The following is a 26,673-nucleotide window of genomic DNA, read 5'->3' as shown; positions in this document are numbered from 1 at the left end:
AAATTAGCAAATTGTTAAGGAATCCATTTTTTTTCGAAGTTAGGTTTGCGTTTTTCGAGGAAGGCATCGCGTCCTTCTTTGGCTTCATCGGTCATATACGCCAAACGGGTGGCTTCACCAGCGAATACTTGTTGCCCTACCATACCGTCATCGGTGAGGTTCATAGCGAATTTCAGCATTTTGATAGAGGTAGGCGATTTTGCCATTATCTCTTGCGCCCACTCAAAAGCGGTGGCTTCGAGCTCGTCGTGAGGGACAACCGCATTTACCATTCCCATTTCGAAAGCCTCTTGTGCTGAATAGTTGCGCCCTAAGAAGAAGATTTCGCGGGCTTTCTTCTGTCCCACCATTTTAGCGAGATAAGCCGACCCATAACCGGCATCAAAACTGGTTACATCGGCATCAGTTTGCTTGAAGATTGCGTGTTCTTTGCTGGCAAGGGTAAGGTCGCACACCACGTGCAATGAGTGTCCGCCGCCCACTGCCCAACCAGGGACTACTGCAATCACCACTTTGGGCATAAAGCGGATGAGGCGTTGCACTTCGAGGATGTTGAGGCGGTGATAACCATCGTCGCCCACATACCCCTGATGACCACGCGCTTTTTGGTCGCCGCCACTACAAAAGCTCCATACACCATCTTTAGGCGAAGGTCCTTCGGCAGAGAGCAATACTGCCCCTATGTTGATATCTTCATAAGCATCTTTAAAGGCATCGAGGAGTTCAGAAGTGGTTTTAGGACGAAAAGCGTTGCGCACTTTAGGACGATTGAAGGCGATACGCGCTACGCCATCACATTTTTTATACGTAATATCTTCGTATTCTTTTACGGTTATCCAATTCATATAAGTGAAAAGTGAAAAATGAAAAGTTATTTAGGGGGCAAAGGTAGTAATAATTTGTCAATTAGCCAATTTGTAGATTGTCAATCCCACGGCGTTTGCATTTAAAAGCCTAACCCCCGTTCCCCCTCACATACTCCGCTCTCGCGGACTTTCCGAAAGGAAGGGGGAAATCCGCAAAAGTGATTTTTTAAAGAGAAAACATCTAATATTCTCTACTATTTTTGTAGTTTATTAATAAAGTATAAACCTATTATCTTAAATGCGAATGCCGTGCGCCAATCCCACCTATCCCCCAATTCAGAATTCAAAATTCAGAATTCACCTCGCACTATTTAGAGCGTATTATAGGGTTAAAAAACGTTTATTTCTATGAAGAGTAAAGGAAATTAGTGGGGCAGTTCTTTTTGTATTGTATTGATTAGTAGATTATTGAAATTTTAACAACACATCTGGAATATTACCAAATATATTCTTTAAAGAATTGACTCTTGTACTTACACATAGGTTTTAGCTAACAACTCATTAATCGTTAGTTTTTTGTATCCTCTATGTTCCAAAATTTAATATTCTTCCTTTCCAAAAAATCATTAAATAAGTTATGTTCTAAAATTTTCTCTTCTTGAGTAAGATTCCTTACTTCATATTTATTTACAATGATATACCAAGCCCAACTATAAGGCTCATAATGCTCAATAAATCCTATTGCATAATAAGGTTTTGGGTCATTTTCTAAAGTATTAAGTCTTTCAATAAAATCATTACAAAACTCATTATCAGGTACAGTTTCCTTATAAAGATCAGTAATTAATAAACAAATATATTCAAAGTAGATTTGTCTATAAAATTTCTTATGTTTTCCTTGATATGTACTATAACTCACAGGTTCTTCTTTTACTTTATTCATGATTTAATCTATACATTTTATTAATTTAGCTGCCTTTTCACTGGTTATAGCTATTTGAGTTCCTTTATTTAACACCCCGCTGGCACAAGCTTGCAGCTTGTGCCCAATTCAAAATTCATAATTCCCCTCGCACTATTTAGAACGCATTATTACCTTTAAAACGCTTGTCTCTATGGTGTATAAAGAAAAATAGCAGGGCAATTCTTTTGTATTGTATTGATTAGTAGGGTATTGAAATTTTAACAACACATCTGATACATTACCACTTAGCTTATAATTTCAAAAAAAGAAAAAGATTCCTGTTTTATAGTCAATAGCTAACTCTATCAAATGAAGTATCTTTTCTGTTAAGTAGTCTGTATTATTAGCTATCAAAATCTCTTTCATCTCTAATAATTTCTTATAATCAGTAACTTCTTCTGTCTCATAATCATCAATATGAATACCCAATAGTAAGTTTATCTTTAGAAACAATTTCCATAAAGAATCTAATTCCTTTTCTGTTATCGTTATTTCTACTAAATCTCCTTCTATATTTTGATCGTAATCAAGACGAATCATAGCCTCTTTGTTTATAGGAACTGTAATATACCTCATAATTATTCAATATTAAAATGTGTTATTTTTTGATATTCACCCCGCTGGCGCAAGCTTGTAGCTCATGCCCAATTCAAAATTCAAATTCCCCTCGCACTATTTAGAGCACTTTATAGGCTTAAAAAACGCTTATCTCTATGGTGAGTTAAGGGAAATAGAGCTTTAATTCTTTTGTATTGTATTGATTAGTAAGTTGTTGGGGTTTTAACAACACATCTGGAACATTACCCTTTATGGTGATTTTTAAAATCAGTTGTTACCTTACACTCTCTTAGAAGGTAAGAACGTCCATCTGATAGAATAAAAGACTCCTTATCAATCCAACCTACCAATATATGTAATAATTCAGCACTTCTTTTTAGTTGGTTTCGCCATCCTTCTATATCCAAATGATATTGGACAGAGAAAAACATATCTCCTTCAGGTGTTATTATGAAACAGCCATCTTCAACGACTCCCCCTTTTGTCGCTAATAAAGGCTTTTGTGCATTTACTATTTTGAAAAAATCATACTTCTCTGTTTTTTGTAAATATAGTATTTCTACACCTTCAATCTTTTCAAAACCTGATATTTTTACATAGTCATTCATACTATTTTGTTATTTTAAATTAAATACCCCCCCGCTGGCGCAAGCTTGTAGCTCGTGCCCAATTCAAAAATCACCTGAAAAATTATATCTTAAACCCTTTCAAAGATTCTTTCTGCTTGCCCTGCTGGTCAAAATTATCCTCAGAAAGCCATTGCTCAAGAGCACGTTTGTTAGCTTCCCATTCCTTGTCTATCATAGCAAACCAAGCGGTGTCGCGCGAACGCCCTTTGTAAACCACTGCTTGCCTGAATGTGCCCTCATATACAAAGCCCAAGCGTTCCGCAGCACGGCGTGAAGGTGCATTAAGGCTGTCACATTTCCATTCGTAACGCCTGTATTGAAGGACTTCAAACACATATTTCGCCAACAAAAACTGTGCTTCTGTAGCCATACGCGTACGCTGTAAAGCCGGCGAATAGTTCACCCACCCCACTTCTATCACTCTGTTTTTAGGGTCTATACGCATTAGGGCGAGCGTACCCACTGCCTTTTGCGTTTGCTTATCTACAATCGTCAGAAAATAAGGGTCGGTAGAGGCTTCCTGCTTGGTGAGTAAAGCGCGCAACTCCTCCTTGTCCTTTGCAGGAGCTATAGATAAATACGTCCAATTGGGCATCACGGCATTGGCTTCCAAATAGAAATTACTCAAATCGTCTAAATGTTTGGCTACCGAAAGAGGCTCCAACCGACAATAATTTCCCTGTAAGAGGGTTATATGAGGGGTTTCTCCTACTGAAAAATTAGGTAATGTCTCTCCTATGGGTTGATTGTACTGGTTTGTGTTCATTGTTTGTTTTAGCTAATCGGTTGATACGCCAAGCATTTTTCTATCACTTCCTCGACAGTGGGGTCGTAGGAGGAAATATCCATAGTGCGGGCGTTGTAGTTTTCTGGATAGAAGAATAACGAACTGCCCTCGGGGTGAGGTACATTGCGATCGAAGCGCTCCATTAGCTCCTCTTGGCGATCGTCATCAGTTTCTTCTATGATTTGGTTCCCTAATTGTATGAGTTCTTCTCGGGTCATTCGGTAAAAAATAAGTTTTTATACTATTTAGAGGCAATCGTTCTCAGCGCCTTTTTTACAATATACTTGGTTTCTTTGGTAGGGCTTTCGCGTTCCCAACGATCACAAAGAGCTGTTACGAAATCAGGGCGGGTTTTGCTGGCATCATTCAGCCAGTTCCCTGCGCTATCTTGCACATATTTTGCCTTATCAGACTTCAATTTGTCTAATATAGGTAAATACAGTTCTGGTTTTTCTTTCAAGGCTTCTATATGAGCACACCATACACCCCGCGGGCGCAAGGCTTCTGTACTAAACCTGCGGATATTCTCATCTTCGCTTTCTGCCCAATGGGAGAGAAAAGCAATTGAAAAGTCTAAATGCTCAGCCATTTCGGGGCGTAATGCCATCCAAATAATCTCACGAACGCCAAAATGACTATCGGCTATCAAAGGTTTTAGTTTGTGTAGCTTATCTTCTAAAGGGATTTTGGTATGTAAAGCCACCAAATAACAAGCATAACAGCGCACCGAATCGGATAAATGCGTGCTGATTTGCTTAAACAAAGGCTCGTATAGGTCAGTATTTGCATATTTTTCGTATAACAATGCCCCTATGAGCTTAATTGTATTCATTGTAGAAGGTTTCTTTTGCTGATTGATTTGGCAAACCAACTCTTCAATGATATTTTTATCAATCCCCAAAGCAGGAAAAACAGATTTTACCAACTGTGAATGATCTACAGCCAGCCACTCGGTAAGGTTTACCGTTTCTATACGCCCCGCATTTAATAGCGAAAGCACTTCAGCAGGGATATCTACCGCCTTTTGAGCCCCTTTTCTGTTTTTGATGTCTTTGGTCATAAAATTAATTTGTCAATTAGCAAATTAGTAAATTAGCAAATTCTATGGAGTGATAGTAACGATTTTTCCCTCACGACGCACCACAATCTTTTGGTTATTCTTGCGTTTTTGGGCAATCATTCGTTCATAAGCAAGGTCTAAACCTTTTAAAAGTTTGTCTTTTAGACCCTCTTTCTTAGTTATTTTATCTTTCATAATTATTTTTCATTAAGTTAAACTTGTCGTTGTTATAAATTACGATGTCCTTATGCCTTTCCTTTTGAGCTATAAGTTCCTTTCTTCCCTCTGAATTATCAAATATATAACAAATATCTACCATATCAATATAGATAGCAAAGAGATTGGCAATCCCGTTATGATACCTTCTTTCAATAGTTTCTGAGGGAATGCTATGCCCTCCTTCGGCAACGCGCTGAGCGACCCGTTTTTTAGCCATATTGGGCGAGTCCAACCAAAAGAACAATAGGGTAACTTCATAGCCATTGGCTTGCGCCCATTCTATTTTTTGCTTATAACTTTTAGTAGCCAAAGTAGTTTCAAAGGCAAAAGTTTCCCCTTTTTGCAATAGTTCATCCATACGAGCGAGCATTATTCTACCGGCTTGCATAGCTACACTTTCGGGCTGGAAAGGAGATAGCCCCTTGGCGATCTCGTCGGCATTGATAAACTCTTTGCAGTCGAGTACTTCGGGCAAAATGGTAAAGGAAGCGGTGGTTTTTCCCGCGCCATTACAACCTGCTATGATATAGAGTTGTTTGCTCATTCTGTTGTGTTTATATATTGGCTATATATATTCTTCAAATTTTCCTGACCGCAAAGCTATTGTGCTACATTTACTCATCTCTATTCACAGACTCTTCAGTAAGAAGATTTTGGAAGTCGGAAAAGTTTTCAGCTATCTTCTCACAAAACATATCGTGATACCAAATCCAAAGCGAACCATCGTGGAGATTGATAAACACAATTCCTTCGTTTACAGAACCTATAGCAAAGGCAGATTGGAGTTCTTCAGGGGTTAAAGAATCTTCTTCACGGGTTTGCAGCATCGAGAAATCAATGTCATCACGAGTAAAGAAAGCATAATTGCAGAAAGATTCACTATAAGTGTGCGACAAGAGAAATTCTTTGCTCCATACTTCAATCTCGGTACTGTGTTCGTATTCTGTATGAGGATACAGCGTGAGCCATTCGGGGAAGGAATCTCCCTTTTCAATACTGTTTACATACTCTTTTGGGAGCTCTCTCCCTAAATGTGTTGTAGGTAATGTTTCGTTGTTCATAAGTTTGTTATATTTAGTTATATATATTCTTCAAATTTTCCTGATCGCAAAGCTACCGTTTGCTCTGCTACAAGGTTTTGCATCTGCTCTTGTAGGGCGGTGTCTTTACCATTATTGACAATAATTACCCTTGTAGCGCAGAGTATCAAGCTATTACGCATTGAAAACTCGAGCAGTAAATCATTCTCTTTTACAGCTTTTTTTAGTACTTGTTCGCGTTCTTTTATCGCTTCCAACGAAAGAATATTAGCAAAAAAGTTAGTAAAAAGATCTTGCGCCCCCTCAAAAGAGGAAGTATATAGGGTAACCTCTTTATAGCGTGCAAAAATAGTTTCTTTTTGCGCCTCTGTACACAGCGGATTATTATAAAAAACGGATAAAATATCCCAAAAAGTATCCCATAGCGGAAACTCTTCATCTAATGGTAACTTGATGATCTCCTCATAATAATACATTATGGGTTCGTATTTCTCTTCTATATGAAAGCTATCCAACAACGATTCCAACAGAAAACTATCACTATGGCGCTTGATACGGAATTTTTGTATCTTTTTAAGCCGTAGCCACAATACTTTTTCTGCATCGGTGGTACAAAAAGGAGCTATTTCTGATAAATAAATGTTCATTTTCTTTTTATGATTATTCTGTCATTTCAAAAAACCACTTCAAAAAAGGGTCTGCAATAGGTTCATCGCACATACTATGAGGAGTTGCTACTTCTAATTCCTAATCATAATAGCCGTTATCCTCTATCCACTGATAGAATTTGCGGAGTTCCTCAGGGATTTGCATTCCCTTTGGGAGGGCATTTTCTAATTGTTGTAATAAGATGTTTGACATTTTCCTAATTTAAGAGATTATTCTTTATGAAAAAGAGCAAAGAAATCTTCAATAGTATTGGCAATCACCCGCCAAGTAAGCTCCGCATCATCCCAGAAGATAATACGAGGTTCCTCTCCTACACTAAAATCCATACAAAACTGACAGTCTGCACCATCTACGCCAAATATGAATATCTTAGAAAAATCGGTAATATACCCTAAATCGTATTCATTAATACGCTCTGTGTCGGCATATTCTTCAGCCTCTTCAGCGGGGAAGTCTTCCACAAGTTCTTTACTGTGTTTTATTATTTGTTTTTCAGTTTTGTAGAATATGTTTAGTTCCGTTTCTATTGGATTTCCAAACTGATCTTTGTCAGCTACCCAACTATCATCGGAGTTGCTATACTTTTTAGCTAATGTAAAATACTTTTCTGGAATTTTCATTTTTTCTTATATTATTTTATTAAACGTGTTTAAATTGAAACTATTTCTTAGTTCCTTTTTTAGGTTTTTCAGCCATACTATGAGGGGTTGCTACTTCTAATTCCTAATCATAATAGCCGTTATCCTCTATTCACTGATAGAATTTGCAGAGTTCCTAAGGGATTTGCATTCCCTTTGGGAGGGCATTTTCTAATTGTTGTAATAGAATGTTGGGCTTCATTAAAACTATTTTTTAGTTGCTCGTTTAGGTTTTTCAAGTGTTTTTATTTCATTACCTAAAACGGTAATTACTTGATTGTTGGAAATAGGTCTTAGATCTATTTTCTGTGAGTATTCGTTTACTACTTTTTGAGAAGATTCCTTAAAAGGAAAGTTCAAATAATGAGGTAATAAATAAAAATCTACCAAATGCAACCCCGAATATTCTGTTAGTTCAGGGGCTTTTTTTGTTTCGTCCATATCACTAACAAATTCAACAGTAGGAGAGGCAATGACAGAACCTGCTGAAGTACCTATGTACAACTTTCCATTATTAATTTGTTCAATAAGTAGTTTGTCGGCTCCTTTCTTTTTTAGTTCCTGCATTAGGTAGAAAGTATTTCCTCCAGAAATAAAAATATAATCATTTCGCTCTAATGTTGTAGCTATTTCTTCGGTAGTAGCGGTAGAAACTTCTAATTCTTCTATGATAAGACCTAATTTTTCAAAGGCTTTTCTATCGTCATCGACATAAAAACGCACTTTTTCTACCAAACTTGCTGTTGGAATAAATGCTAGTTTCTTTCCTTTTACGGGTTCACCTGTAAAATCTTCAAATAATTTTGCTACTGAACTAAATGATGAGGTTAAAAATAATTTTTTCATTTGTGTTAATTTTTTCATTTGTGTTAATTTTTTCATTTGTGTTAATTATCCTAATTTTTTGGCGTCGTCTAAAACAAGTGTTTTTATTTCATTACCTAAAACGGTAATTACTTGATTGTTGGAAATAGGTCTTAGATCTATTTTCTGTGAGTATTCGTTTACTACTTTTTGAGAAGATTCCTTAAAAGGAAAGTTCAAATAATGAGGTAATAAATAAAAATCTACCAAATGCAACCCCGAATATTCTGTTAGTTCAGGGGCTTTTTTGGGTTCGTCCATATCGCTAACAAATTCAATATTAGGTGAAGCAATAACAGAACCTGCCGAAGTGCCTATGTACAATTTTCCGTTATTAATTTGTTCTATAAGTAGCTTGTCTGCTCCTTTCTTTTTTAGTTCCTGCATTAGGTAGAATGTATTCCCTCCAGAAATAAAAATATAATCATTCCGCTCTAATGCTTGGGCTACCTCTTCGGTAGTAGCGGTAGAAACTTCTAATTCTTCTATGATAAGACCTAATTTTTCAAAGGCTTTTCTATCGTCATCGACATAAAAACGCACTTTTTCTACCAAACTTGCTGTTGGAATAAATGCTAGTTTCTTTCCTTTTACGGGTTCACCTGTAAAATCTTCAAACAATTTGGCTACTGAACTGAACGATGAGGTTAAAAATAATCTTTTCATTTGTGTTAATTTTTTCATTTGTGTTAATTTTTTCATTTGTGTTAATTATCCTAATTTTTTGGCGTCGTCTAAAACAAGTGTTTTTATTTCATTACCTAAAACGGTAATTACTTGATTGTTGGAAATAGGTCTTAGATCTATTTTCTGTGAGTATTCGTTTACTACTTTTTGAGAAGATTCCTTAAAAGGAAAGTTCAAATAATGAGGTAATAAATAAAAATCTACCAAATGCAACCCCGAATATTCTGTTAGTTCAGGGGCTTTTTTGGGTTCGTCCATATCGCTAACAAATTCAATATTAGGTGAAGCAATAACAGAACCTGCCGAAGTGCCTATGTACAATTTTCCGTTATTAATTTGTTCTATAAGTAGCTTGTCTGCTCCTTTCTTTTTTAGTTCCTGCATTAGGTAGAATGTATTCCCTCCAGAAATAAAAATATAATCATTCCGCTCTAATGCTTGGGCTACCTCTTCGGTAGTAGCGGTAGAAACTTCTAATTCTTCTATGATAAGACCTAATTTTTCAAAGGCTTTTCTATCGTCATCGACATAAAAACGCACTTTTTCTACCAAACTTGCTGTTGGAATAAATGCTAGTTTCTTTCCTTTTACGGGTTCACCTGTAAAATCTTCAAATAATTTGGCTACTGAACTGAACGATGAGGTTAAAAATAATCTTTTCATTTGTGATAATTATTGTTATTGGACGGTAGAGACACGAGCTACAAGCTCGCGCCAGCGAGGGGCTGTTATTGGATAATTCAGACGGGGCTGACCTGTCGGACGAGTCGGACGAGGGAGACATGAGCTGTTTGATTGATAGGGCGAATTGCCTCACATACCCAGCTATCGCTGGCTTTCCTACATATACTGCAAAAGCGATGTTACGAATAATCAAAAGTGAATAGCACGATACGGCTCACAGGTTCATACAGCATAATGATACCATCTATATGCCCCTTACACCAATCATAACTTGCTGTATCTGCAATAAAGTAAAATGGATTTCCTTGGTATGAAATCTTAATCCAGTCAGGAGAGGGTTGTCTTTCATACTCCAATTGCATATCAAAAGCCTTTGGATATTGGTCATAATCAATAGCTCCTTGCCAATTTCCGCTCAGAATATCTCCACCTAAATGATCTAAAAATTTAGTAAAGTTAGGTTTCCCATTGTATTCAGGATATTGTAAACTCACTAATAAACCATATTTCTCAAAATTAACTTTGTTTTTCTCATATCCTTCCTGCATTTCTTGTAGTTCCTTTTCTTCTTCGGAGTCAAAATCCCAGTGGTGAATAGTGGTTCGTTCAAAATATCCTTCCTCTCCGAGGAACTCAAACTTATTATCGTCAGTTAGGCGGAAAGCCAGCCAGTTAGGCGCAGTATATTCGTTGTGGTACTCAGTGGTTTTCCCTCCTATACAACTTTGATTCCCTTCAAGGGGACACAGCATATATACCTTTTGCCCTGCCCAATCAGGATTGATTTCAGCTAAATCGATACTCATCAGGGGCAAAAAATGATTTTTGAGCCACGGTTGTTCTTTTACAAAGATGTCTTCCGCTTTGGGGAACACCTGCAAATGGTCGTTTAGCTCTTGGATTTTTCTTTTTGCAGTCATAGTGCTTTAATATTGTTATCCCAATTTCTTGGCGTCGGCTAAGAATTGTGCTAAGCCACTGTCGGTAAGGGGGTGTTTTAATAGTCCGGTAATGGCCGAAAGAGGGGCGGTAATGACATCGGCACCTATTTTAGCACATTCGAGGATGTGCATAGTATGGCGCACAGAAGCTGCAAGGATTTGTGTCTCAAAATTATAGTTGTCGTAGATGAGACGTATTTCTTCGATGAGAGAAAGTCCGTCGGCAGAGATATCATCGAGTCTGCCGATGAAAGGCGATACATAAGTAGCGCCTGCTTTGGCTGCCAAAAGCGCCTGACCTGCTGAGAAAACGAGAGTGCAGTTGGTGCGAATGCCCTTATCGGTGAAGTATTTAATAGCTTTGATACCGTCTTTAATCATCGGTACTTTCACTACGATTTGAGGGTGAAGGGCAGCGAGCTCTTCGCCTTCACGCACAATGCCTTCGAAATCGGTGGCAATCACTTCGGCAGAGACATCGCCTTCTACAATCGTACAGATGTCGGTGTAATGTTTGAGGATCGCGGCTTTGCCGGTGATGCCTTCTTTAGCCATTAGAGACGGATTGGTGGTTACGCCGTCTAACACGCCCAAGTCTTGGGCTTCTTGAATTTGCGATAGATTCGCCGTGTCGATAAAAAATTTCATAAGACAATTAATAATTAACGATTAATAATTAACAAGTTGTGATGTTATCAGGTCAAGAAAACGAATTATATTTAACTTTGGCAAAGTGAGTGTTACAAATTGGAAAATTTGCTAATTACCTAATTTGCTAATTTAATGAGTAGTGTTTCATCAGCATTTTTTCGTAGGATTTGCTCGGTAAGAGTCGTTTGAGGACAATGGAGAACTTCTGCAAGAAACTACCTTGTTTATAATGCACTTTGGGGTGTTTGGTATTGATGACTTTCAGTATTTTATCTGCCATTTCTTTGGGGTCGCCACCGCTATCTACGTGCTCATTCATCAGCTGGAGTTGTTTGGCATAGACTTCGGCATACGGAGAGTTTTCGTTTACAGGGGTGTGGTAACGGCGAGAGGCAATATCGGTGGCGTAATCACCTGGGGAAATGGTGGTTACCTCAATACCAAACTGCTTTACTTCCATACGTAAGGCTTCACTCATCAAAAGAAGCGCGCCTTTGCTGGCGGAATAGGCTCCGCGAAAGGGCAAGCCCATATAACCTGCAATAGAGGCAATGTTGATGATGCGTCCGCTACCTTGTGTGCGCATAGTGGGGAGCACTTGTTGTATCACTGCTATAGCGCCGTAGAGATTGGTAGCAAAAACGTTGTGTAGTTGCTCGGCGGGGAGTTCTTCTACCGCTCCTGTGATGCCCACGCCTGCATTGTTGATGAGTATATCGATACGACCTACTTCGGTGAGGATTTGCTGTACCGCTTCTTTGATAGAGGTTTCGTTGCGCACATCCATTGGCAAAAGGCGGAAAGGCAGGTTTTTGCCTTCTACATTGCGCGCTGTACCATAGACCAAAAAGCCTTTGGAAGCAAGGAGCAGGGCAGTTTCTTTGCCTATACCCGAAGTAGCGCCTGTGATGAGAACTGTTTTGTTCATTGTTTAGGGTTTAGTAAAGCCAATCAAGAGTTGAATTAAGTAATGTTTCAATATTTCATTAAAAGCCCCCGTTCCCCCGAAGGGGGACAATCCAAAAAAGAGACTTTTATTATAATTCTCAATAAAACAATAATGTTATTTTTGGTTCTGTTTAGAAATATGGCGACAAAGGTAGTAGTAAATTAGCAAATTAGCAAATTGTTAATTGCGAATTACTTCATCTTCTTCTAAACTTTCAAAAGGTACATTTTCATATTGGTTGAACACTTTTAGTGTATCGGGAGTCGTAGAAAGGAAATCATATCCGCTAAGAGAGGGTTCCTCTATCCCCAACCAATGGGCATAGCCTTTGAGAAAATGAAATGCCGATTTGTTTACCTTTATTACCTTATGCTCGCTGTCATCGCTGTTGAGCAAAGCAAAAGGAATGCGGTAGACAGCCTTGTTAGGGTGCGTATCGCCGTGAGTGAGAGTGGCAAAAAATGAAGAAGAGCGATCTTTAGTCATTAGTCCGTGATCGGCGAAGTAGAGCATAGAGAAGGGGAGGTGTTGTGCTTCTAAGAGTTTGTAAACACTTTGTAAGAACGCATCGGTCTGTTCAATGGTTTGCAGGTAGGCAGAGAAGTTGCGGTTGTAGTAATCGTAGTGGATAGCGTGCTCTAAGCGTTCGGGGAAATACGTGTGTGAGCCCATAATATGCACTACAAATAGGCGCGGACGTGTGCTTTTTTCGGCTAAAAAGCGTTGTAACACTGGCAGCAAAGCAGTGTCATAGATATTCATAGATGAATAATCGCCTTTTTTGGTGAAAACCTTGTGGTCGCACAAAGAGGCTATTTTGGCAATAGGCGTATCCCACTCGCCTACTGACCCTTGATTGGAAATCCAATAGGTGCCAAAACCAGCAGCTTTTGCCAAAGAGATGAGATTATCGGCATAAGCGAAATCACCGTCCTTTTGCTTTAAGAACATTCGCAAGAGTGCTGTGGTGGTATTAGGGGCAGTAGCTGTATAACCATCAATAAGGGTGCCCTTAGCAGATTTTAAAAAAGAGGAGTTTTCTACAGGGAATCCATAAGCCGACATATAGTCCTTGCGTACACTCTCGCCTATTACCAGCACATAGTTAGCGTACTTGGGGTTAACGCTCACTACTTGCCACGAGGGAGTGCCCTCGATACTCTGGTTGAGATCAGCGCGCAACTGCTTGTAGTATTGCACGTTGTGGTATATAGAAGCGTAGAAAGCTATAGGCGCTGTACGCGTGTTTTGCCATTGGAAACTGCCTTCTTCTTTTATTTTTGCCCAAGGGCGGTAGAGGGTAAGAAGCACGCCTACTACAGCCATTCCCAAAATAATAAACTTTTGATTGCGGCTGCGAGGATAGGTTTTCTTTTTGCCTAAATAAAGAATATACCCGCCAAATACTAAAGTAAGCACCGATACCCCATAAGCATAGAAAGGCAATTGCTGCATAAACTCTTTAGACTCTTGAAAATCGGTTTCAAAGAAAGCGCCAATCATTGTGGCAGGAGGGTGACCAAACCATATAATTTGAGGCAAGAAGAGTACGCAGGTGATAAGTACAAAACCAAAAACGAGGGCAAATAGCCAATAGGTCAGTCGCCTGAGAGCCAAGAACAGCAAGAAAGTAGCCAACATACCATAGACCGCCAAGTTCATATCCAAGGCAAAAGGAATGGCAACAGAGAAAAGGAGTAGGAGGAGTTCAAAAAGGTATTTTTTCATTAAAAATTAGCATTTAGCCATTGACATAACGATGGCAAAGGTAATAATAATTTGGGATTTACACTTCGAGATATAGGATTATTTTGTATATTTGCGCGTTCTTAAGAAATCTACATTTGCTATATGCAGAAAAATTACTTGATACTTGCCCATAAAAATCCACAGCAACTCACTCGAATGATAAAGGCTTTAGATAATGGTAACTCTAAGTTTTTTATTCACTTAGATGCTAAAACTCCTATAGAGCCTTTTACAGCACAGTTACAAGATGAACATATTATATTTATACCTGAAAGAGTGCGTTGTATATGGGGGGATTTTTCGATTGTGCTTGCTACTATTCACTTGATGGAAGCTACTGCCAAAGCGCAGAGCAAAGGTTTTTTTATTTTGATGAGTGGGCAGGATTACCCCATTAAACCTATTGCTCAGTTAGATGCTTTTCTAGAAGAAAACGCTCATTGTGATTTTATAGATTATCTTCCCTTAGAGCAGAAGTGGAAGCCCAAAATGGTAAAGGATAAGTTAGCTCACTATCATATTCTTCACTCCGAAACAAGAGGCGATAGCAATTGTTATGCTCCTTTCTCGTGTAGTTCTTTATTTCAAAAAGGCAGGACACTATGGCATTTGCTCAAAGGTAGGCTTTCCTTACAAAACTTTAAAAAATTATGCCAGCTCCCTCAGCGAGAAGCCCCTTTTGCTCAACAGTATGCCGGTAGTCAGTTTTGGGCATTTTCTGAAAATACTTTCTACGATGTACTCTCTTATATACAGAAACATCGCAAAGAATTGGAATTGTATTACCAATACACCTCTTCTCCAGACGAAGTGTATTTTCATTCAATATTGTTGAATTTGAAGAAAGAGGATAGAAAGTTAGAACTAAAATCTTCACTTACTTATGTAAATTGGGAACGTAAAGAGGTGCAATTACCTGTGCTTTTTAAGGAAAATGATTTTGAGGAACTTACCTCTCAAAAAGAAAAGTTTTTTGCACGGAAGTTTGATACCAAGGTGGATACAACTATTTTAGACAAGTTAGATAATTTACAAATCAAATAACTTTTACCTTATTTATGCAGAAAAATTACTTGATACTTGCCCATAGAAATCCTGAACAACTTTGCCGAATGATAAAGGCTTTAGACGATGGTAACTCTAAGTTTTTTATTCACTTAGACGCTAAAACTCCTATAGAACCTTTTACATCACAATTACAAGGCGAACATATTGTATTTATACCTGAAAGAGAGCGTTGTGTATGGGGAGGTTTTTCTATAGTTATTGCTACTATTTATTTAATGGAAGCTGCTGCAAAAGCACATAGTAAAGGTTTTTTTATCTTGATGAGTGGGCAAGATTATCCTATAAAACCTATCACAGAATTAGATGCTTTTTTGCAAAAAAATAAGGAATATGATTTTATGAGTTTTTTACCTTTGGAAGTTTGGGGAAATTGGAGTAGCAAAATGGTAAAAGATAAGTTGAAACATTACCAAATATTACATTCTGAAAGGAGAGGTAATAGTGATTGCTACCCTCCTTTTTTTCGTAGTTCTATTGGGCAAAAAATTACTATTCTATGGCATTTGCTCAAAAGGAGAATTTCAAAGAAAAACTTTAAGATTATTTATAGAGCTCAAGAAAGAAAAGCTCCTTTTATCCAACAATATGCAGGTAGCCAATGGTGGGCTTTCTGTGAAAAAACTTTTTATACTTTACTAACTTATATTCAAGAAAACCGACAGATATTAGATGACTATTTTCAATATACCTCTTGCCCCGATGAGATTTATTTTCAGTCTATTCTTGTAAACTTACAAACAACCCATAAAGATATAAAAATAAAACCCTCACTTACTTATGTAAATTGGGAAAGAGAAGGTGTTGAATTACCTGTGCTTTTTAAGGAAGATGATTTTGAGGAACTTACCTCTCAAAAAGAAAAGTTTTTTGCACGGAAGTTTGATACCAAGGTGGATACAACTATTTTAGACAAGTTAGATAATTTACAAATCAAATAACTTTTACCTTATTTATGCAGAAAAATTACTTGATACTTGCCCATAAAAATCCACAGCAACTCACTCGAATGATAAAGGCTTTAGACGATGGTAACTCTAAGTTTTTCATTCATTTAGATGCTAAAACTCCTATAGAACCTTTTACATCACAATTACAAGGCGAACATATTGTATTTATACCTCAAAGAGAGCGTTGTGTATGGGGAGGTTTTTCTATAGTTATTGCTACTATTTATTTAATGGAAGCTGCTGCAAAAGCACATAGTAAAGGTTTTTTTATCTTGATGAGTGGGCAAGATTATCCTATAAAACCTATCACAGAATTAGATGCTTTTTTGCAAAAAAATAAGGAATATGACTTTATGAGTTTTTTACCTTTGGAAGTAAATTGGAATAGCAAAATGGTAAAAGATAAGTTGAAACATTATCAAATATTACACTCTGAAAGAAGAGGTAATAGTGATTGCTATCCTCCTTTTTTTCGTAGTTCTATTGGACAAAAAATTACTATTCTATGGCATTTGCTCAAAAGGAGAATTTCAAAGAAAAACTTTAAGATTATTTATAGAGCTCAAGAAAGAAAAGCTCCTTTTATCCAACAATATGCAGGTAGCCAATGGTGGGCTTTCTGTGAAAAAACTTTTTATACTTTACTAACTTATATTCAAGAAAACCGACAGATATTAGATGACTATTTTCAATATACCTCTTGCCCCGATGAGATTTATTTTCAGTCTGTTCTTGTAAACTTACAAACAACCTATAAAGATATAAAAATAAAACCTTCAATTACTTATGTAAATTGGGAAAGAGAAGGTGTTGAATTACCTGTGCTTTTTAAGGAAGGTGATTTTGAGGAACTTACCTCTCAAAAAGAAAAGTTTTTTGCACGGAAGTTTGATACCAGGGTAGATGTTGAAATACTAAATAAATTAGATAATGAAAACCATATTAATATTCACAAGAGAATATGCACACCCTAAGCTTTCGGCAGCAGGAGGAACAGGTTCTTTTTACAAAAAATATGTAACTGCTCTTTTAGAAAAGGGTTATAAGGTAATAGTTTTTGGTGATAACAATGTAGATTTAAATGAGCGCCAAGATAATTTACACCTTCATTTTACAAAGAAAAACTACTTTAAAAAGCATTTTGTACAAGAGCTTTTTAGGTCGTTAGGAAAACGACTCAAGATAGCTTCGTTAGAAGCCTATTTTTTAAAAAAAGAAATAAAAAATCTTACACAACAACTTCAAAAGTTTTTACAAAAAGAGGATATTTATCCCGATGTGATAGAAACTCACGATTGGGAGGGAGCTTCTCTATTCTTAGATGAGCTAAAAACTCCCTATGTAGTAAGAGCTCACGGCTGTTATAGAATATTGAAGAAATATTTTGGTTATAAGGCTTCTTTAGGAGTAGAAGTGATAGAAACTGAGGCTTTAAAGAAAGCTTCTCATCTAATTTGTGTTTCTAAAAATTCTCAAAGAATGTACGAAGAAACTTTTGGTAATAAAGGAACAATCATCACCAATGGGGTAACCACCACTGCACAAAACCTTTCTGAAACACTCCCTTTTTCTCTGTTTTTCTTTGGTTCGGTAACTACAAAAAAAGGTTTTGACATAGCTTTAAATGTCTTTAAAAGAATACTTCAAAAATTTCCTACTGCTACCTTGCATATTGTAGGAAAAAATTATGAAAACTACTTGAAGGAAAATAATTTAGGCGAACAGAAAAATGTAATCAACCACGGACATCTACAGGGCGAAGAACTCAAAATAATCTTACAAGAAGCAGATACATTTATTTTTCCTTCGCAAGGAGAAACTTTTGGACTTGCTCTTTGTGAAGCAATGGAACTCGGTAAAGCTGTAGTAGCTGCTGATATTCCTTCATTTAGAGATATTATAACGCATACTAAAGATGGTTTTATAGCGAAGAAAGAGGATGAATATTATGAATATATAGTAAAACTTTTTCAAGATGATGTGCTAAACAAAACTATAGCTAAAAATGCTCGACAAACTATTCACACACAATACAATTTTGAAAAAACAGTTGAAAATAGCTTGTTATACTATCAAAAAACTATAAATAACTAATGAAAAACTTATTAAAAAATAACTATTTTTTATTACTTTCTGGACTTCCTATAGTAATAACTTTTTTGTTTTTACAAATTAACATTCCTATATGGAATGAAACTACTCAAAAAGCATTATTTTATAGTGTTTTTCTATACAGCATAGCACTAATACTATGCTGGATATACTTACATCACGCTTCTTTATTTGAGAGAGGAGAATGGCTCAGAAATATCATCACCATTGTAGGGAGTGGTATTGTATTGTTATGGACATATAAGCACAAAATCACCTTTCGGTTAGATATTTTATTACTTTTCTTATGTGCTTTATATGGAATTGTTCATCGTAATTTTATAAAACCCTCCCTTTCTATCTTATTATTCTTACTTTTTATACTCATAAAAATCATAGGACTTTTTTGGGCAAAAGACTTTGATTATGGCGTAAAAACATTATTTGAAGGTGAGAACATTATCTTTTCTTTGCTTATTCCTATTGTTCTATTAGGCTTCTCGGTTAGTAAAAAGCAGCAAGAGAGTTTTATAACTATTTGTTTTAAAGGATTTTTACTTTTGTTAGTAGCTAATCTAATCTTTTATTCTTTTGCTATTAGTGCTGATAAGAATCAACACTTTTTTAACTTTATAACTTTAAACAAAGCTTATTTTCCTTATTATGAAATACTATTTTGGTCTAAGTTCAAGCATTTTAGTTTTATTTCGTGGATTATTTTAGCAATAGGAGGATTAGGAGGATTATTATGGAGAAAAGATAAGAAGTTAATTAGCACTCCAGAACTTATAACTTATGGCATATTAGTTTTTTGTTTTGCATTGATGGTACAAGCACGAATAGTTATTATTAGTTGGTTTATAGTAGTAGCTTTCTTTGTGTATCTTTTTATAGAGAAATATCTCAGTAAAGTTGTGAAATACAGTCTGTTTATTTTTGTAGGACTTACAACAATTATAGGGGTATGGTATTTAGTTGCTCACACATCCTACTTTTTTGATTCTGGTCGCAATGAAATGTATGGTAGAGTTTTTAAAGCAATTCAAGAAGCTAATTTATGGATAGGTAATGGTTCTGGTTACCAACGATATATAATGGATGGTTTTTTGGGTTATGTGCACAATGATTTTGCAGCAATTATAATAGACACTGGACTTGTAGGGCTGGGGGTTTTCATAGGATGGTTGATAACTATTATTTTCTCTAAAGATATTCTTAAACAATATTTGTTACTCATTTCTTTACCCATTATGAACACAGATGTGCTTTTTCACGCTTTTGAATGTGGTTACCTACTAGTTCCTTTAATGATTTTTATACTATTAGCTCCTCGCTTTAAGTATTGGCAGAACTAACTCAATATACACTTTACCCAATTTTCAAAGCTGTACATTTCTTTAATATTTTTAACTAAAGGTACATATTCATTTTCTAGAAACTCGGTAAGCCCCTCAAAATTATCGTTTTCAAACACATAAAAGTTATTAGGGTGATAGAAATCATATTGTTTCACACTGGGGTTATCGGTAATGAGTTTTTTCTCGTATTTGATAGCTTCGAATATTCTAAATGAGAGTCCGCTGTGTTCTATAGTTTTTATATCTAATAATATAGCGGCTTTTTTAGTGATGTTTAAGTATTGGGTGTAACTTATTCCTTTAGAGAAAAATGTGATAAAAGGGTGATGAAGAGGGTCTTTACCTCTGTTGAACAGATTTATATTAAGACTTAGTTGTGTATATTCACTCAATTTATTTACTATTTTCAACAAAGAATCTATGCGGTTTTGTATATATACCCCTACATACATTACTTCATTTTTATTTACAAGAGTTTTTTCTTCGGAGGTATCAAAATAGAAATTTGTACAAAGCAATAAGTTAGGGTACTGATACTTATAACGGTTGTAATCTTCGGGGTCAAATACAAAGAAACGTTTGAAAAGAGGAATTACTTTAAAAACCTTAGGGAAGCGAGCAAGACCATCCCATTGATAAGCTATTACTTTGTTAGCCACAGAGTGCAAGCGGGATATAGTTGCAGCATTTAGTTTGTCGGGGCGTATTACAATAGCATAATCCACACTACCTTCAGCAAAAGAGCTAAGAGTATTAGATACTTCGATGTTGTAGTAGATATCAATGAGTTGTTTTTTATAGGCTCGATTTTTAAAAAGGCTCTTTTGCATAAAGTTTAAGAGTCGGTCTTTAAATTTGTATCGGAAAGTAGGAGCAAGCACAGAAACTTGACTAAAGCTCATTTTTTTCAAATGGTCTTCGAGCATTTTGTAAACCCCGAAATCAGGAGGCATTACCAAGATGATTTTTTTGTTGCTGAAATTCATAGATTTTTGCTAAACAAGAGAATTTATATTGTGCTTTGAGTACTGCAAAAATAAAGCCGCGTTTACCGTCTAAACAGCCTTTTTTAATAAAATAGTATTTTATAAACCAAAATAGAGGTGAAAACAATAGTTTTATCCATCCTATTTTTTTGCCTTTGCGCCGCTCGGCTACTTGGGTACTGTAGTTGTTGTTCTTACTTAAAATGGTTGCTACCGAATCGTTTGCTAAATGTTCTGAAGCTAAATCCTTACGGCTTTTGGGCAATTTGATTATCTTTCCTTTTACTTTTACTGTTGAGTGTATTTCTTCTGGCCAATAGGCTCCTTCTTTTCTAAAAAATCGCAGTTTGAAATCGGGGAAGGCGGAGCGCATATATTTATTGATAAAATAGTTTTTAAATGCGATATAAACACCTCCTAAATTAGGGTCTTTAGTGATTTTGTAGAGTTCTTCTCTCAGTTTTTCGGGTATTGTTTCATCGGCATCAATGACTAATATCCACTCGTTTTGGGCTTGTGCAATAGCAAAGTTACGTGCGGGCTCTACATAAGGATAACGCTCACAATACACTATCTTACAGCCGTATTGTTTGGCTATTGCTATAGTACTATCAGTGCTATGCATATCACACACTACAACCTCATCAAAATACTTGGCTGTTTCAAGTACGGTTGCTAAATGCTTTTCGGCATTATAAGTGTTGATAACTACAGAAATCTTCATATAAAATCTATTTATTAATTACCCTTGCATTCCAAATAATAAGTTTTTAAACAATATTATAAGTGAAAGTTGAGGAAGGGCGCCTATGAGCCAGCTGATGATGAGTTTCCAGAGAGGTTGCCCTGAGAGATAGGCTTGTGCTGAAAGGATGGCTCCACTGAGAAAGATGAATAGTGCGACAATATAGGTCATATCTATTTCAAAGATAACTCCCAGCAATATGCTGAAAACGGTGAGCGCTCCTACCCCCATTACAAACATATTGCCTACAAATTTTAAATAGTGCATCAGCAGGATGACAAAGGTGCTGATGAGCAAATTCATTATATAGAAATACAAAATGGGATAATGATCCATAGGGGTTACCTTGAAGGCAGTGAGTAACAGCATTGCTATATAGCCATAACGCAACCACTTCTGTTTTTCAAGGGGCACCTCAAAAGGATCGTCGAGCCAATTTAGCACAAAAAGCATCAGGTATACAAGGGTGGGTAGGGCTACAGTGATGAGCAGTAGCAACAACCAAGTGTATTTTACGATTTCTATAGTGGGTGAAAAGGGTATTTGAAACAACACCAACATCGCCCCATAGATAGGAAACCATATAGGGTGAGCGAAAAATGTGATGATGTAACTGAAATAGCGCATTGTTATCAGTTTTTTCTATTCTTCTTCTTCAACTACCGTACTATCAGCTGCGGCTTTTTCTTCTTCTGTTGGCTCTTTAAAATATTCTTCTAATTCTTTAGAGCTCATAAACGGACTTGCTTTGGCTTTGAATACTGCCCATTCTTTTTGGAAGAACTCGGTGTCCAAAGGAGCAATGAGTTGTAAGAGGTCGCCATAGCGGTCGATTGCGTATTGTATGCGGGCAACGCTGAGGTTGAGTTCCTCGGCATCTAAGTGGGTATAGTAGTTCAGTTCTTCTTGGTATTTAGCGAAAATCTGTTGTGCGAGTTTGCGGGCAGTTTCGCGTTGTCCTACTTTGAAATAGCCTTGTACAAAGGGGTCGAGGGTGAAATAGTAGCCATACGCCTCTACTGGCATATTTTTCATAGCGATATCCAGCATTTCTTTGGCTTGGGCGTTTTTGCCTTCGGCGATGAGCTTCTCGGTAAGGCGAGCGATATTGCCGCGGAAAATGATGCTGTTCTTGCGCGTTTCGGGGTCTAAATAGATATTAGGTTTGCCCATATTGCCCCACGTCCATTTTTTCACGATGTTGCACATCAAATCGGTATCGATGCGCCCCATATCGTAAGGGTGATTTTTATCGATTTCGGTTTTGATAGGCACGAGTTTGTACACTAATCCATCGAGTTGCAAATAGTCTTTCATCCAGATGTACTCGGTGGCGTCCATACTACCTCCGGTGAAGTAAATAGGGCGTTTCCAATCGTTGTTTGCTAAGATGTCTAACATCACAATGCGCGCCTTGTCGATAGCATTAGGCAGGGTAATATCGATATAATCTACTATTTTATCGGCATCTTCAGGTTTTACGATACCGCTTTTCAGTACGTTTTCTTTGTTTACAGGTATGCGTATTTTGTTAGTAGGATAGTAGTAGAAAGTTTGCTTGTACTCACCTTCACCGCGTGTTTCTTGCGTATTAGGGTCGTCGCTGGTAATCCAATTCACAAAATCTTTGATATTCCAACGGTTTTCGGTGCGTTTGCGGAAGTAAATGCCCTCGCGTACGCCGTAAGCGTAGTTTTTATGCTCTATTTGTGCAGGGATGGGGCTACTGTTGTACGCCTGACGCTTCATTTGGTCGATATACCAATCGGTTTGCAACAAACTTGTGTTGATAACGCGTACATCGGTGCGATAATGTTCGATTTCTTGAGCATACCACAAAAGGAAGGTGTCGTTATCGCCAATGGTGAAAATCATCGCATCTTTATCTTTTGCCACCGATTCTAAGTAAGCATTCCCAATAAATTCAGCCGAATATTTTTGAGAGCGGTCGTGGTCATCCCAGTTTTCGTAAGCCATTAGCACAGGCACAGATATTAGGGAAAGGACAACGGTTGCAGGAGCTAATATATTGGGCGTGATGTATTTTTTCAGCCAATCGAAAAGAGCATACACGCCCATACCTATCCATATTGCAAAGGCATAGAACGAACCTACCAAGGCGTAATCGCGCTCGCGAGGCTCAAACGGACGCTCGTTCAGATAGATTTTCAGTGCTAAACCAGTGAAGAGGAAAAGCACCATAATCACCCACGTCTGGCGTTCACTTTTAATAGCCATAAACAGCAACCCTAAAATTCCTAAAAGGAAAGGCAGGAAGTAATAAGTATTGCGAGCTTTGTTGTTTAACACATCGGAAGGGAGGTTTTTTTGAGAGCCGAGATGTGCATTATCGATAGCTGAAATTCCTGAAAGCCAATTGCCGTGGTCGTTTTCTAATTTTCCTTGCACATCGTCTTGTCTACCAATGAAGTTCCACGCCAAATAGCGGAAATACATATAGCCAAACTGATAGCTAAAGAGGTAGTTCATATTCTGCCAAAAAGTAGGTTTTTGCACTTCTACTTCATCGCGGAATTGCATTAGGAACTGGTCGTAACGCTCTGGAGGCATTGCGCGTACCGCCATTTGCTGTTGGATACTTTGCAAGAGCTGGTAGGCTTGAGGGTCGGCATAAGCCTCTTCAGTAATTTTGAAAGGCGGATTGCCGGTGAGCTTCATATAGTTAGCTGCGTGTTGGGCACTCCACATACGAGGCAAGAAGCCCATTTGCGCTCTATTAGAGGCAGTTTGAGCGTTCTTGTAGTTGTTTACAATCACGTACTTGCCTAATTTATAGTCGCGTTCGTATTTAGGTTTAGCATCTTCATAAGGATGTTCGGGGTCGATACCTGCGTACTTATCGGTGTACATAGGTCCGTAGAAAAGATGTGTTTCGGGATATTGTTCGAGGTTGTAGTACGCCAAGAGCAAGCGCGCATCGGTAGGGCTATTCTCGTTGATTACTGTATTGGCATTTGCGCGAATAGGAATCATCAACCAAGATGAAAAGCCTATAAATATAAATAGCAAACACAAGATGCCTGTTTGTAAGCGCACTTTGTTTTTCTTGTAAGCGTAGTTTAAAGAGAAGTAGAAGAAAGCAATAACTGAGAGCCCCGCGATAATAGTTCCTGAGTTGAACGGCATTCCAAAGCTATTGACGAAAAAGACTTCTAAATAACCGAAATACGCCAATGTGTAGGGCAATATCAGTTTGAAGATAAGCAATAGTATAGCGATAGAAATTACATTGGCGAGGATGAAATTCACTGCGGTTTTCTTGTAGTTGCTGTTGAAGAAATACAACATTCCGATAGCAGGAATGGTGAGAAGTGCCATAAAATGCACCCCAAAGGAAAGTCCTACCAGTAACGAGATAAGCAATAACCAGCGGTCACCACGAGGTTCGTGCAGACTATCCGTCCACTTGATGCCCAACCAAAACATTACCGATATAAAAAGCATTGCCATTCCGTATACTTCGGTTTCTACAGCGTTGAACCAGAAGCTATCGGAAAAAGTATAAGCCAAAGCACCTACCACACCACTGCCCATTACTACAATGGTTTGAGATTGGCTAAGGGTTGTGGCTTCGCGCTGAGCAATTTTTTTAGTGAGATTAACGATGATAAAGTACAAGAACAACACTGTGAAAGCACTCGATAGCACCGACATATAGTTCACCATTAGAGCTATTTTGTCGCTATTAGGAGCAAAAGCAGCGATGAAAGCGCCCATCATCTGGAAGAAAGGGGCTCCAGGGGGGTGACCTACTTCTAATCTTGCCGATGTAGCGATATACTCACCACAATCCCAAAAACTTACTGTAGGTTCTACGGTAAGGCTATAGGTAACTAAAGCAATAGCAAACACCAGCCAACCAGCGATAAGGTTGTATCTTGAAAAGTCTTTATCCGTCATTGTAATAAAATTAGATTTTTTATTATTGAGGGCAAAAGTACGAATAATTTGTCAATTAGCAAGTGTTAGGAGGTAGGAATTAGGAGATTACTAATTCCATATTTTTACAATACCAATCAAGGTTTGAATTAACTTATTGATTAATAAATCATCCTTCCTCTCACATCCTTCGCTTTCGCGGATTTCCTTCAAAGGGTGAGATGCGACGCAAAAGTAACAACATTCTGTTAATCAGAGATTATTATTTTCAACTCTTGATTCATATTAATAATTTTGTGTGAGTGAAAGGTTCTTCTCCATTACATCCTTAGGAAAGGGAACAATGTACATAGGGGAATTAGGGCGCAAGGTATAAGTGCGTTGGGGTACAGTGGTATTCACCAAAGGAAAGGTGCGTTGTAAGGTTTTAGCATAAGCAGGTTCGGTGTTCAATCGTTTTAAATCGAAAAAGCGATTAAAGCCCATAGCGAGCTCTCGGCGGCGCTCGTTGATGATGAGTTTTACGGTCTCCTCGGTAGTAGCAGGGGTTGCGAGGGTAGCACCACTGCCTTTCACGCGCTTGCTACGGAGGGTATTTACGGTTTGCATCGCCCCGTTGAGGTCGCCCAAACGCGCTTGACATTCAGCCATAGTAAGGTACATTTCACCTGTTTTCATTCCTACGGTAGGGTAGAAGAATTTGGTAGAGAGCATATCCCAGTTGGCAGTGCCAGATCCCCTATCGTTATAACGGTGGTTCTTATTGAAGAAGAGCTTGAAGCGCATATCGTTTGTCGCATCAAAAAGGTTGCAAAACTCAGGACTCACAGGGTAGATGTACCAGATATTCATCTCGGTATGTCCGTTCATATAGGCTAAGTTGAGCACTTCGGGGTTTTTATCTACCGTGATAGGGGTAGGGTGCGCCTCATAAGCTACCATATCTATCAGTTGGTTGTTGTACGAGAGACTTTTTTGGGCGGCTGCTAATGCTTGCTGGTATTCTCTTCGGAAGAGGTGTACTCGAGCTTTCAAGGCATAGCCAAAAGCCAAGGAAGGGTGATATATATTCACAGGATGTTCTTGCAAAAGAGGCAAGGCTGCCTCGATATCTTCCTGAATAAAGTCGTACACTTCTTTTACGGTAGCTTTGGTGGGATGAGCTTCTAAGTCAAATTCACGCATTAGGCACACCCCGCCATCGGTAGCGGCGGTAGCAGGGTTGTAGCCTTTGGCATAGACATTTACTAACATAAAGTAGTCAAAGGCTCTTAGCAAGCGGGATTCAGCTTTAGCACGTGCTTTTAGTGAACCATTGTCTTTAGCATAATCAACGGTGGAGATAATCATATTCCATCTGCCGATATAGCTGTATACGTTGTTATAAAAGGGAGAGGATTCGATGTAATCGGCGCGGGGAGCAGTCTCGTCGTAATAGAAGTTGATACTATTCTTATCAGGAGTTTTCCCGACAATAGAGCTCTCTTTTACCCAATTGTCGTCTACTAAAGTGCGGAAGTCGAAAGGAGGGTAATTTTTAGTGGGGAGTACTACCAAATCGTAGTATTCCTCAGCAGTGTTGATAATCTTTTCACCTTTAGGGGTGAGGTCGGTATATTTTTCGCAAGCGGTGAAAAACAGTGCGCTGAATATTATTGTGGTTATGATTCTTTTCATTGTAAA

At 37.8% G+C, this 26,673-nt stretch carries 29 protein-coding genes; 5 read left to right on the top strand and 24 right to left on the bottom strand.

Features of this window, described 5'->3' with window-relative positions:
- Positions 1 to 14: 14 nt before the first annotated feature.
- The 19 genes from CBG49_RS00900 to CBG49_RS00815 form a co-directional block, all read right to left on the bottom strand.
- On the bottom strand, positions 15 to 845 hold the full coding sequence (locus CBG49_RS00900; RefSeq protein ID WP_088592976.1) for a 1,4-dihydroxy-2-naphthoyl-CoA synthase: 831 nt from the start codon (positions 843 to 845) through the stop codon (positions 15 to 17).
- Between the two features lie 529 nt (positions 846 to 1,374).
- A complete protein-coding gene (locus tag CBG49_RS00895; protein WP_088592975.1) occupies positions 1,375 to 1,749 on the bottom strand; it encodes a hypothetical protein in 375 nt (124 codons plus the stop codon).
- A 279-nt stretch (positions 1,750 to 2,028) separates the two neighbouring features.
- Positions 2,029 to 2,346, bottom strand: coding sequence for a hypothetical protein (locus CBG49_RS00890; protein ID WP_088592974.1), 318 nt, complete (start codon positions 2,344 to 2,346; stop codon positions 2,029 to 2,031).
- 224 nt (positions 2,347 to 2,570) lie between these two features.
- Entirely contained in the window at positions 2,571 to 2,936 is a 366-nt protein-coding gene (locus CBG49_RS00885) for a hypothetical protein (RefSeq protein ID WP_088592973.1), read from the bottom strand.
- An 82-nt stretch (positions 2,937 to 3,018) separates the two neighbouring features.
- Positions 3,019 to 3,723, bottom strand: coding sequence for a GNAT family N-acetyltransferase (locus CBG49_RS00880; RefSeq protein WP_088592972.1), 705 nt, complete (start codon positions 3,721 to 3,723; stop codon positions 3,019 to 3,021).
- 8 nt (positions 3,724 to 3,731) lie between these two features.
- Complete coding sequence (locus CBG49_RS00875) at positions 3,732 to 3,962, bottom strand: bacteriocin immunity protein (protein WP_088592971.1); 231 nt, start codon at positions 3,960 to 3,962, stop codon at positions 3,732 to 3,734.
- A 23-nt stretch (positions 3,963 to 3,985) separates the two neighbouring features.
- Positions 3,986 to 4,804 carry a DNA alkylation repair protein gene (locus tag CBG49_RS00870; protein WP_088592970.1) on the bottom strand — a complete coding sequence of 273 codons (819 nt, stop codon included), beginning with the start codon at positions 4,802 to 4,804 and terminating at the stop codon, positions 3,986 to 3,988.
- A gap of 42 nt (positions 4,805 to 4,846) precedes the next feature.
- The gene (locus CBG49_RS15830; protein WP_167372064.1) at positions 4,847 to 4,999 is read right to left on the bottom strand and encodes a hypothetical protein; all 153 of its coding nucleotides are present in this window, start codon (positions 4,997 to 4,999) and stop codon (positions 4,847 to 4,849) included.
- Complete coding sequence (locus CBG49_RS00865) at positions 4,989 to 5,567, bottom strand: zeta toxin family protein (RefSeq protein WP_088592969.1); 579 nt, start codon at positions 5,565 to 5,567, stop codon at positions 4,989 to 4,991. Before CBG49_RS00865 ends, CBG49_RS15830 begins: the two co-directional genes overlap by 11 nt.
- A gap of 70 nt (positions 5,568 to 5,637) precedes the next feature.
- Entirely contained in the window at positions 5,638 to 6,084 is a 447-nt protein-coding gene (locus CBG49_RS00860; protein WP_088592968.1) for a hypothetical protein, read from the bottom strand.
- A 17-nt stretch (positions 6,085 to 6,101) separates the two neighbouring features.
- Positions 6,102 to 6,710 (bottom strand): hypothetical protein, encoded by a 609-nt coding sequence (locus CBG49_RS00855; RefSeq protein WP_088592967.1) that lies wholly within the window; start codon positions 6,708 to 6,710, stop codon positions 6,102 to 6,104.
- Between the two features lie 231 nt (positions 6,711 to 6,941).
- Positions 6,942 to 7,352 carry an SMI1/KNR4 family protein gene (locus CBG49_RS00850; protein WP_088592966.1) on the bottom strand — a complete coding sequence of 137 codons (411 nt, stop codon included), beginning with the start codon at positions 7,350 to 7,352 and terminating at the stop codon, positions 6,942 to 6,944.
- 225 nt (positions 7,353 to 7,577) lie between these two features.
- Positions 7,578 to 8,216, bottom strand: a complete 639-nt coding sequence (locus CBG49_RS00845) for a Type 1 glutamine amidotransferase-like domain-containing protein (protein WP_088595229.1) — start codon at positions 8,214 to 8,216, stop codon at positions 7,578 to 7,580.
- Positions 8,217 to 8,261: 45 nt separating this feature from the next.
- Entirely contained in the window at positions 8,262 to 8,900 is a 639-nt protein-coding gene (locus CBG49_RS00840) for a peptidase E (protein WP_088592965.1), read from the bottom strand.
- Positions 8,901 to 8,945: 45 nt separating this feature from the next.
- Positions 8,946 to 9,584: a peptidase E gene (locus CBG49_RS00835; protein ID WP_088592965.1), complete on the bottom strand. Its 639-nt coding sequence runs from the start codon at positions 9,582 to 9,584 to the stop codon at positions 8,946 to 8,948.
- A gap of 200 nt (positions 9,585 to 9,784) precedes the next feature.
- Complete coding sequence (locus tag CBG49_RS00830; protein WP_088592964.1) at positions 9,785 to 10,525, bottom strand: hypothetical protein; 741 nt, start codon at positions 10,523 to 10,525, stop codon at positions 9,785 to 9,787.
- A gap of 15 nt (positions 10,526 to 10,540) precedes the next feature.
- Positions 10,541 to 11,194: a fructose-6-phosphate aldolase gene (gene fsa, locus CBG49_RS00825; protein ID WP_002682363.1), complete on the bottom strand. Its 654-nt coding sequence runs from the start codon at positions 11,192 to 11,194 to the stop codon at positions 10,541 to 10,543.
- A 127-nt stretch (positions 11,195 to 11,321) separates the two neighbouring features.
- Positions 11,322 to 12,125, bottom strand: coding sequence for an SDR family oxidoreductase (locus CBG49_RS00820; RefSeq protein ID WP_088592963.1), 804 nt, complete (start codon positions 12,123 to 12,125; stop codon positions 11,322 to 11,324).
- Between the two features lie 201 nt (positions 12,126 to 12,326).
- Complete coding sequence (locus tag CBG49_RS00815) at positions 12,327 to 13,874, bottom strand: phosphoethanolamine transferase (protein WP_088592962.1); 1,548 nt, start codon at positions 13,872 to 13,874, stop codon at positions 12,327 to 12,329.
- Positions 13,875 to 13,997: 123 nt separating this feature from the next.
- Here CBG49_RS00815 and CBG49_RS00810 point away from each other — a divergent pair, with 123 nt between their 5' ends.
- Genes CBG49_RS00810 through CBG49_RS00790 form a run of 5 tightly spaced genes read left to right on the top strand, consistent with a single transcriptional unit; the run spans position 13,998 to position 19,356 of the window.
- Positions 13,998 to 14,939, top strand: coding sequence for a beta-1,6-N-acetylglucosaminyltransferase (locus tag CBG49_RS00810; RefSeq protein WP_088592961.1), 942 nt, complete (start codon positions 13,998 to 14,000; stop codon positions 14,937 to 14,939).
- 14 nt (positions 14,940 to 14,953) lie between these two features.
- Entirely contained in the window at positions 14,954 to 15,901 is a 948-nt protein-coding gene (locus CBG49_RS00805) for a beta-1,6-N-acetylglucosaminyltransferase (protein WP_088592960.1), read from the top strand.
- A gap of 14 nt (positions 15,902 to 15,915) precedes the next feature.
- The gene (locus CBG49_RS00800; protein ID WP_088592959.1) at positions 15,916 to 16,884 is read left to right on the top strand and encodes a beta-1,6-N-acetylglucosaminyltransferase; all 969 of its coding nucleotides are present in this window, start codon (positions 15,916 to 15,918) and stop codon (positions 16,882 to 16,884) included.
- Entirely contained in the window at positions 16,841 to 18,004 is a 1,164-nt protein-coding gene (locus CBG49_RS00795; RefSeq protein WP_088592958.1) for a glycosyltransferase family 4 protein, read from the top strand. Before CBG49_RS00800 ends, CBG49_RS00795 begins: the two co-directional genes overlap by 44 nt.
- Positions 18,004 to 19,356, top strand: coding sequence for a hypothetical protein (locus tag CBG49_RS00790; RefSeq protein ID WP_088592957.1), 1,353 nt, complete (start codon positions 18,004 to 18,006; stop codon positions 19,354 to 19,356). The genes CBG49_RS00795 and CBG49_RS00790 overlap by 1 nt, the downstream gene beginning before the upstream one ends.
- Here the strand turns inward: CBG49_RS00790 and CBG49_RS00785 are convergent.
- The 5 genes from CBG49_RS00785 to CBG49_RS00765 all read right to left on the bottom strand — a co-directional run bounded on the left by CBG49_RS00785 (position 19,353) and on the right by CBG49_RS00765 (position 26,667).
- Entirely contained in the window at positions 19,353 to 20,345 is a 993-nt protein-coding gene (locus CBG49_RS00785) for a WaaS/CpsH family glycosyltransferase (RefSeq protein WP_088592956.1), read from the bottom strand. The two genes, CBG49_RS00790 and CBG49_RS00785, sit on opposite strands and share 4 nt — an antisense overlap.
- Positions 20,302 to 21,069, bottom strand: coding sequence for a glycosyltransferase family 2 protein (locus CBG49_RS00780; protein ID WP_088592955.1), 768 nt, complete (start codon positions 21,067 to 21,069; stop codon positions 20,302 to 20,304). Before CBG49_RS00780 ends, CBG49_RS00785 begins: the two co-directional genes overlap by 44 nt.
- An 18-nt stretch (positions 21,070 to 21,087) precedes the next feature.
- Positions 21,088 to 21,717, bottom strand: coding sequence for a hypothetical protein (locus CBG49_RS00775; RefSeq protein ID WP_009750706.1), 630 nt, complete (start codon positions 21,715 to 21,717; stop codon positions 21,088 to 21,090).
- Between the two features lie 15 nt (positions 21,718 to 21,732).
- Positions 21,733 to 25,011, bottom strand: a complete 3,279-nt coding sequence (locus CBG49_RS00770) for a glycosyltransferase family 117 protein (protein ID WP_088592954.1) — start codon at positions 25,009 to 25,011, stop codon at positions 21,733 to 21,735.
- Between the two features lie 264 nt (positions 25,012 to 25,275).
- On the bottom strand, positions 25,276 to 26,667 hold the full coding sequence (locus CBG49_RS00765) for a RagB/SusD family nutrient uptake outer membrane protein (protein WP_088592953.1): 1,392 nt from the start codon (positions 26,665 to 26,667) through the stop codon (positions 25,276 to 25,278).
- Positions 26,668 to 26,673 lie beyond the last annotated feature (6 nt).

The sequence above is a fragment of the Capnocytophaga endodontalis genome (assembly GCF_002209445.1).
Lineage (GTDB): Bacteria > Bacteroidota > Bacteroidia > Flavobacteriales > Flavobacteriaceae > Capnocytophaga > Capnocytophaga periodontitidis.
The sequence above is the reverse complement of the archived record's forward strand: the minus strand, read 5'-3'. Positions and strand labels throughout refer to the sequence as shown.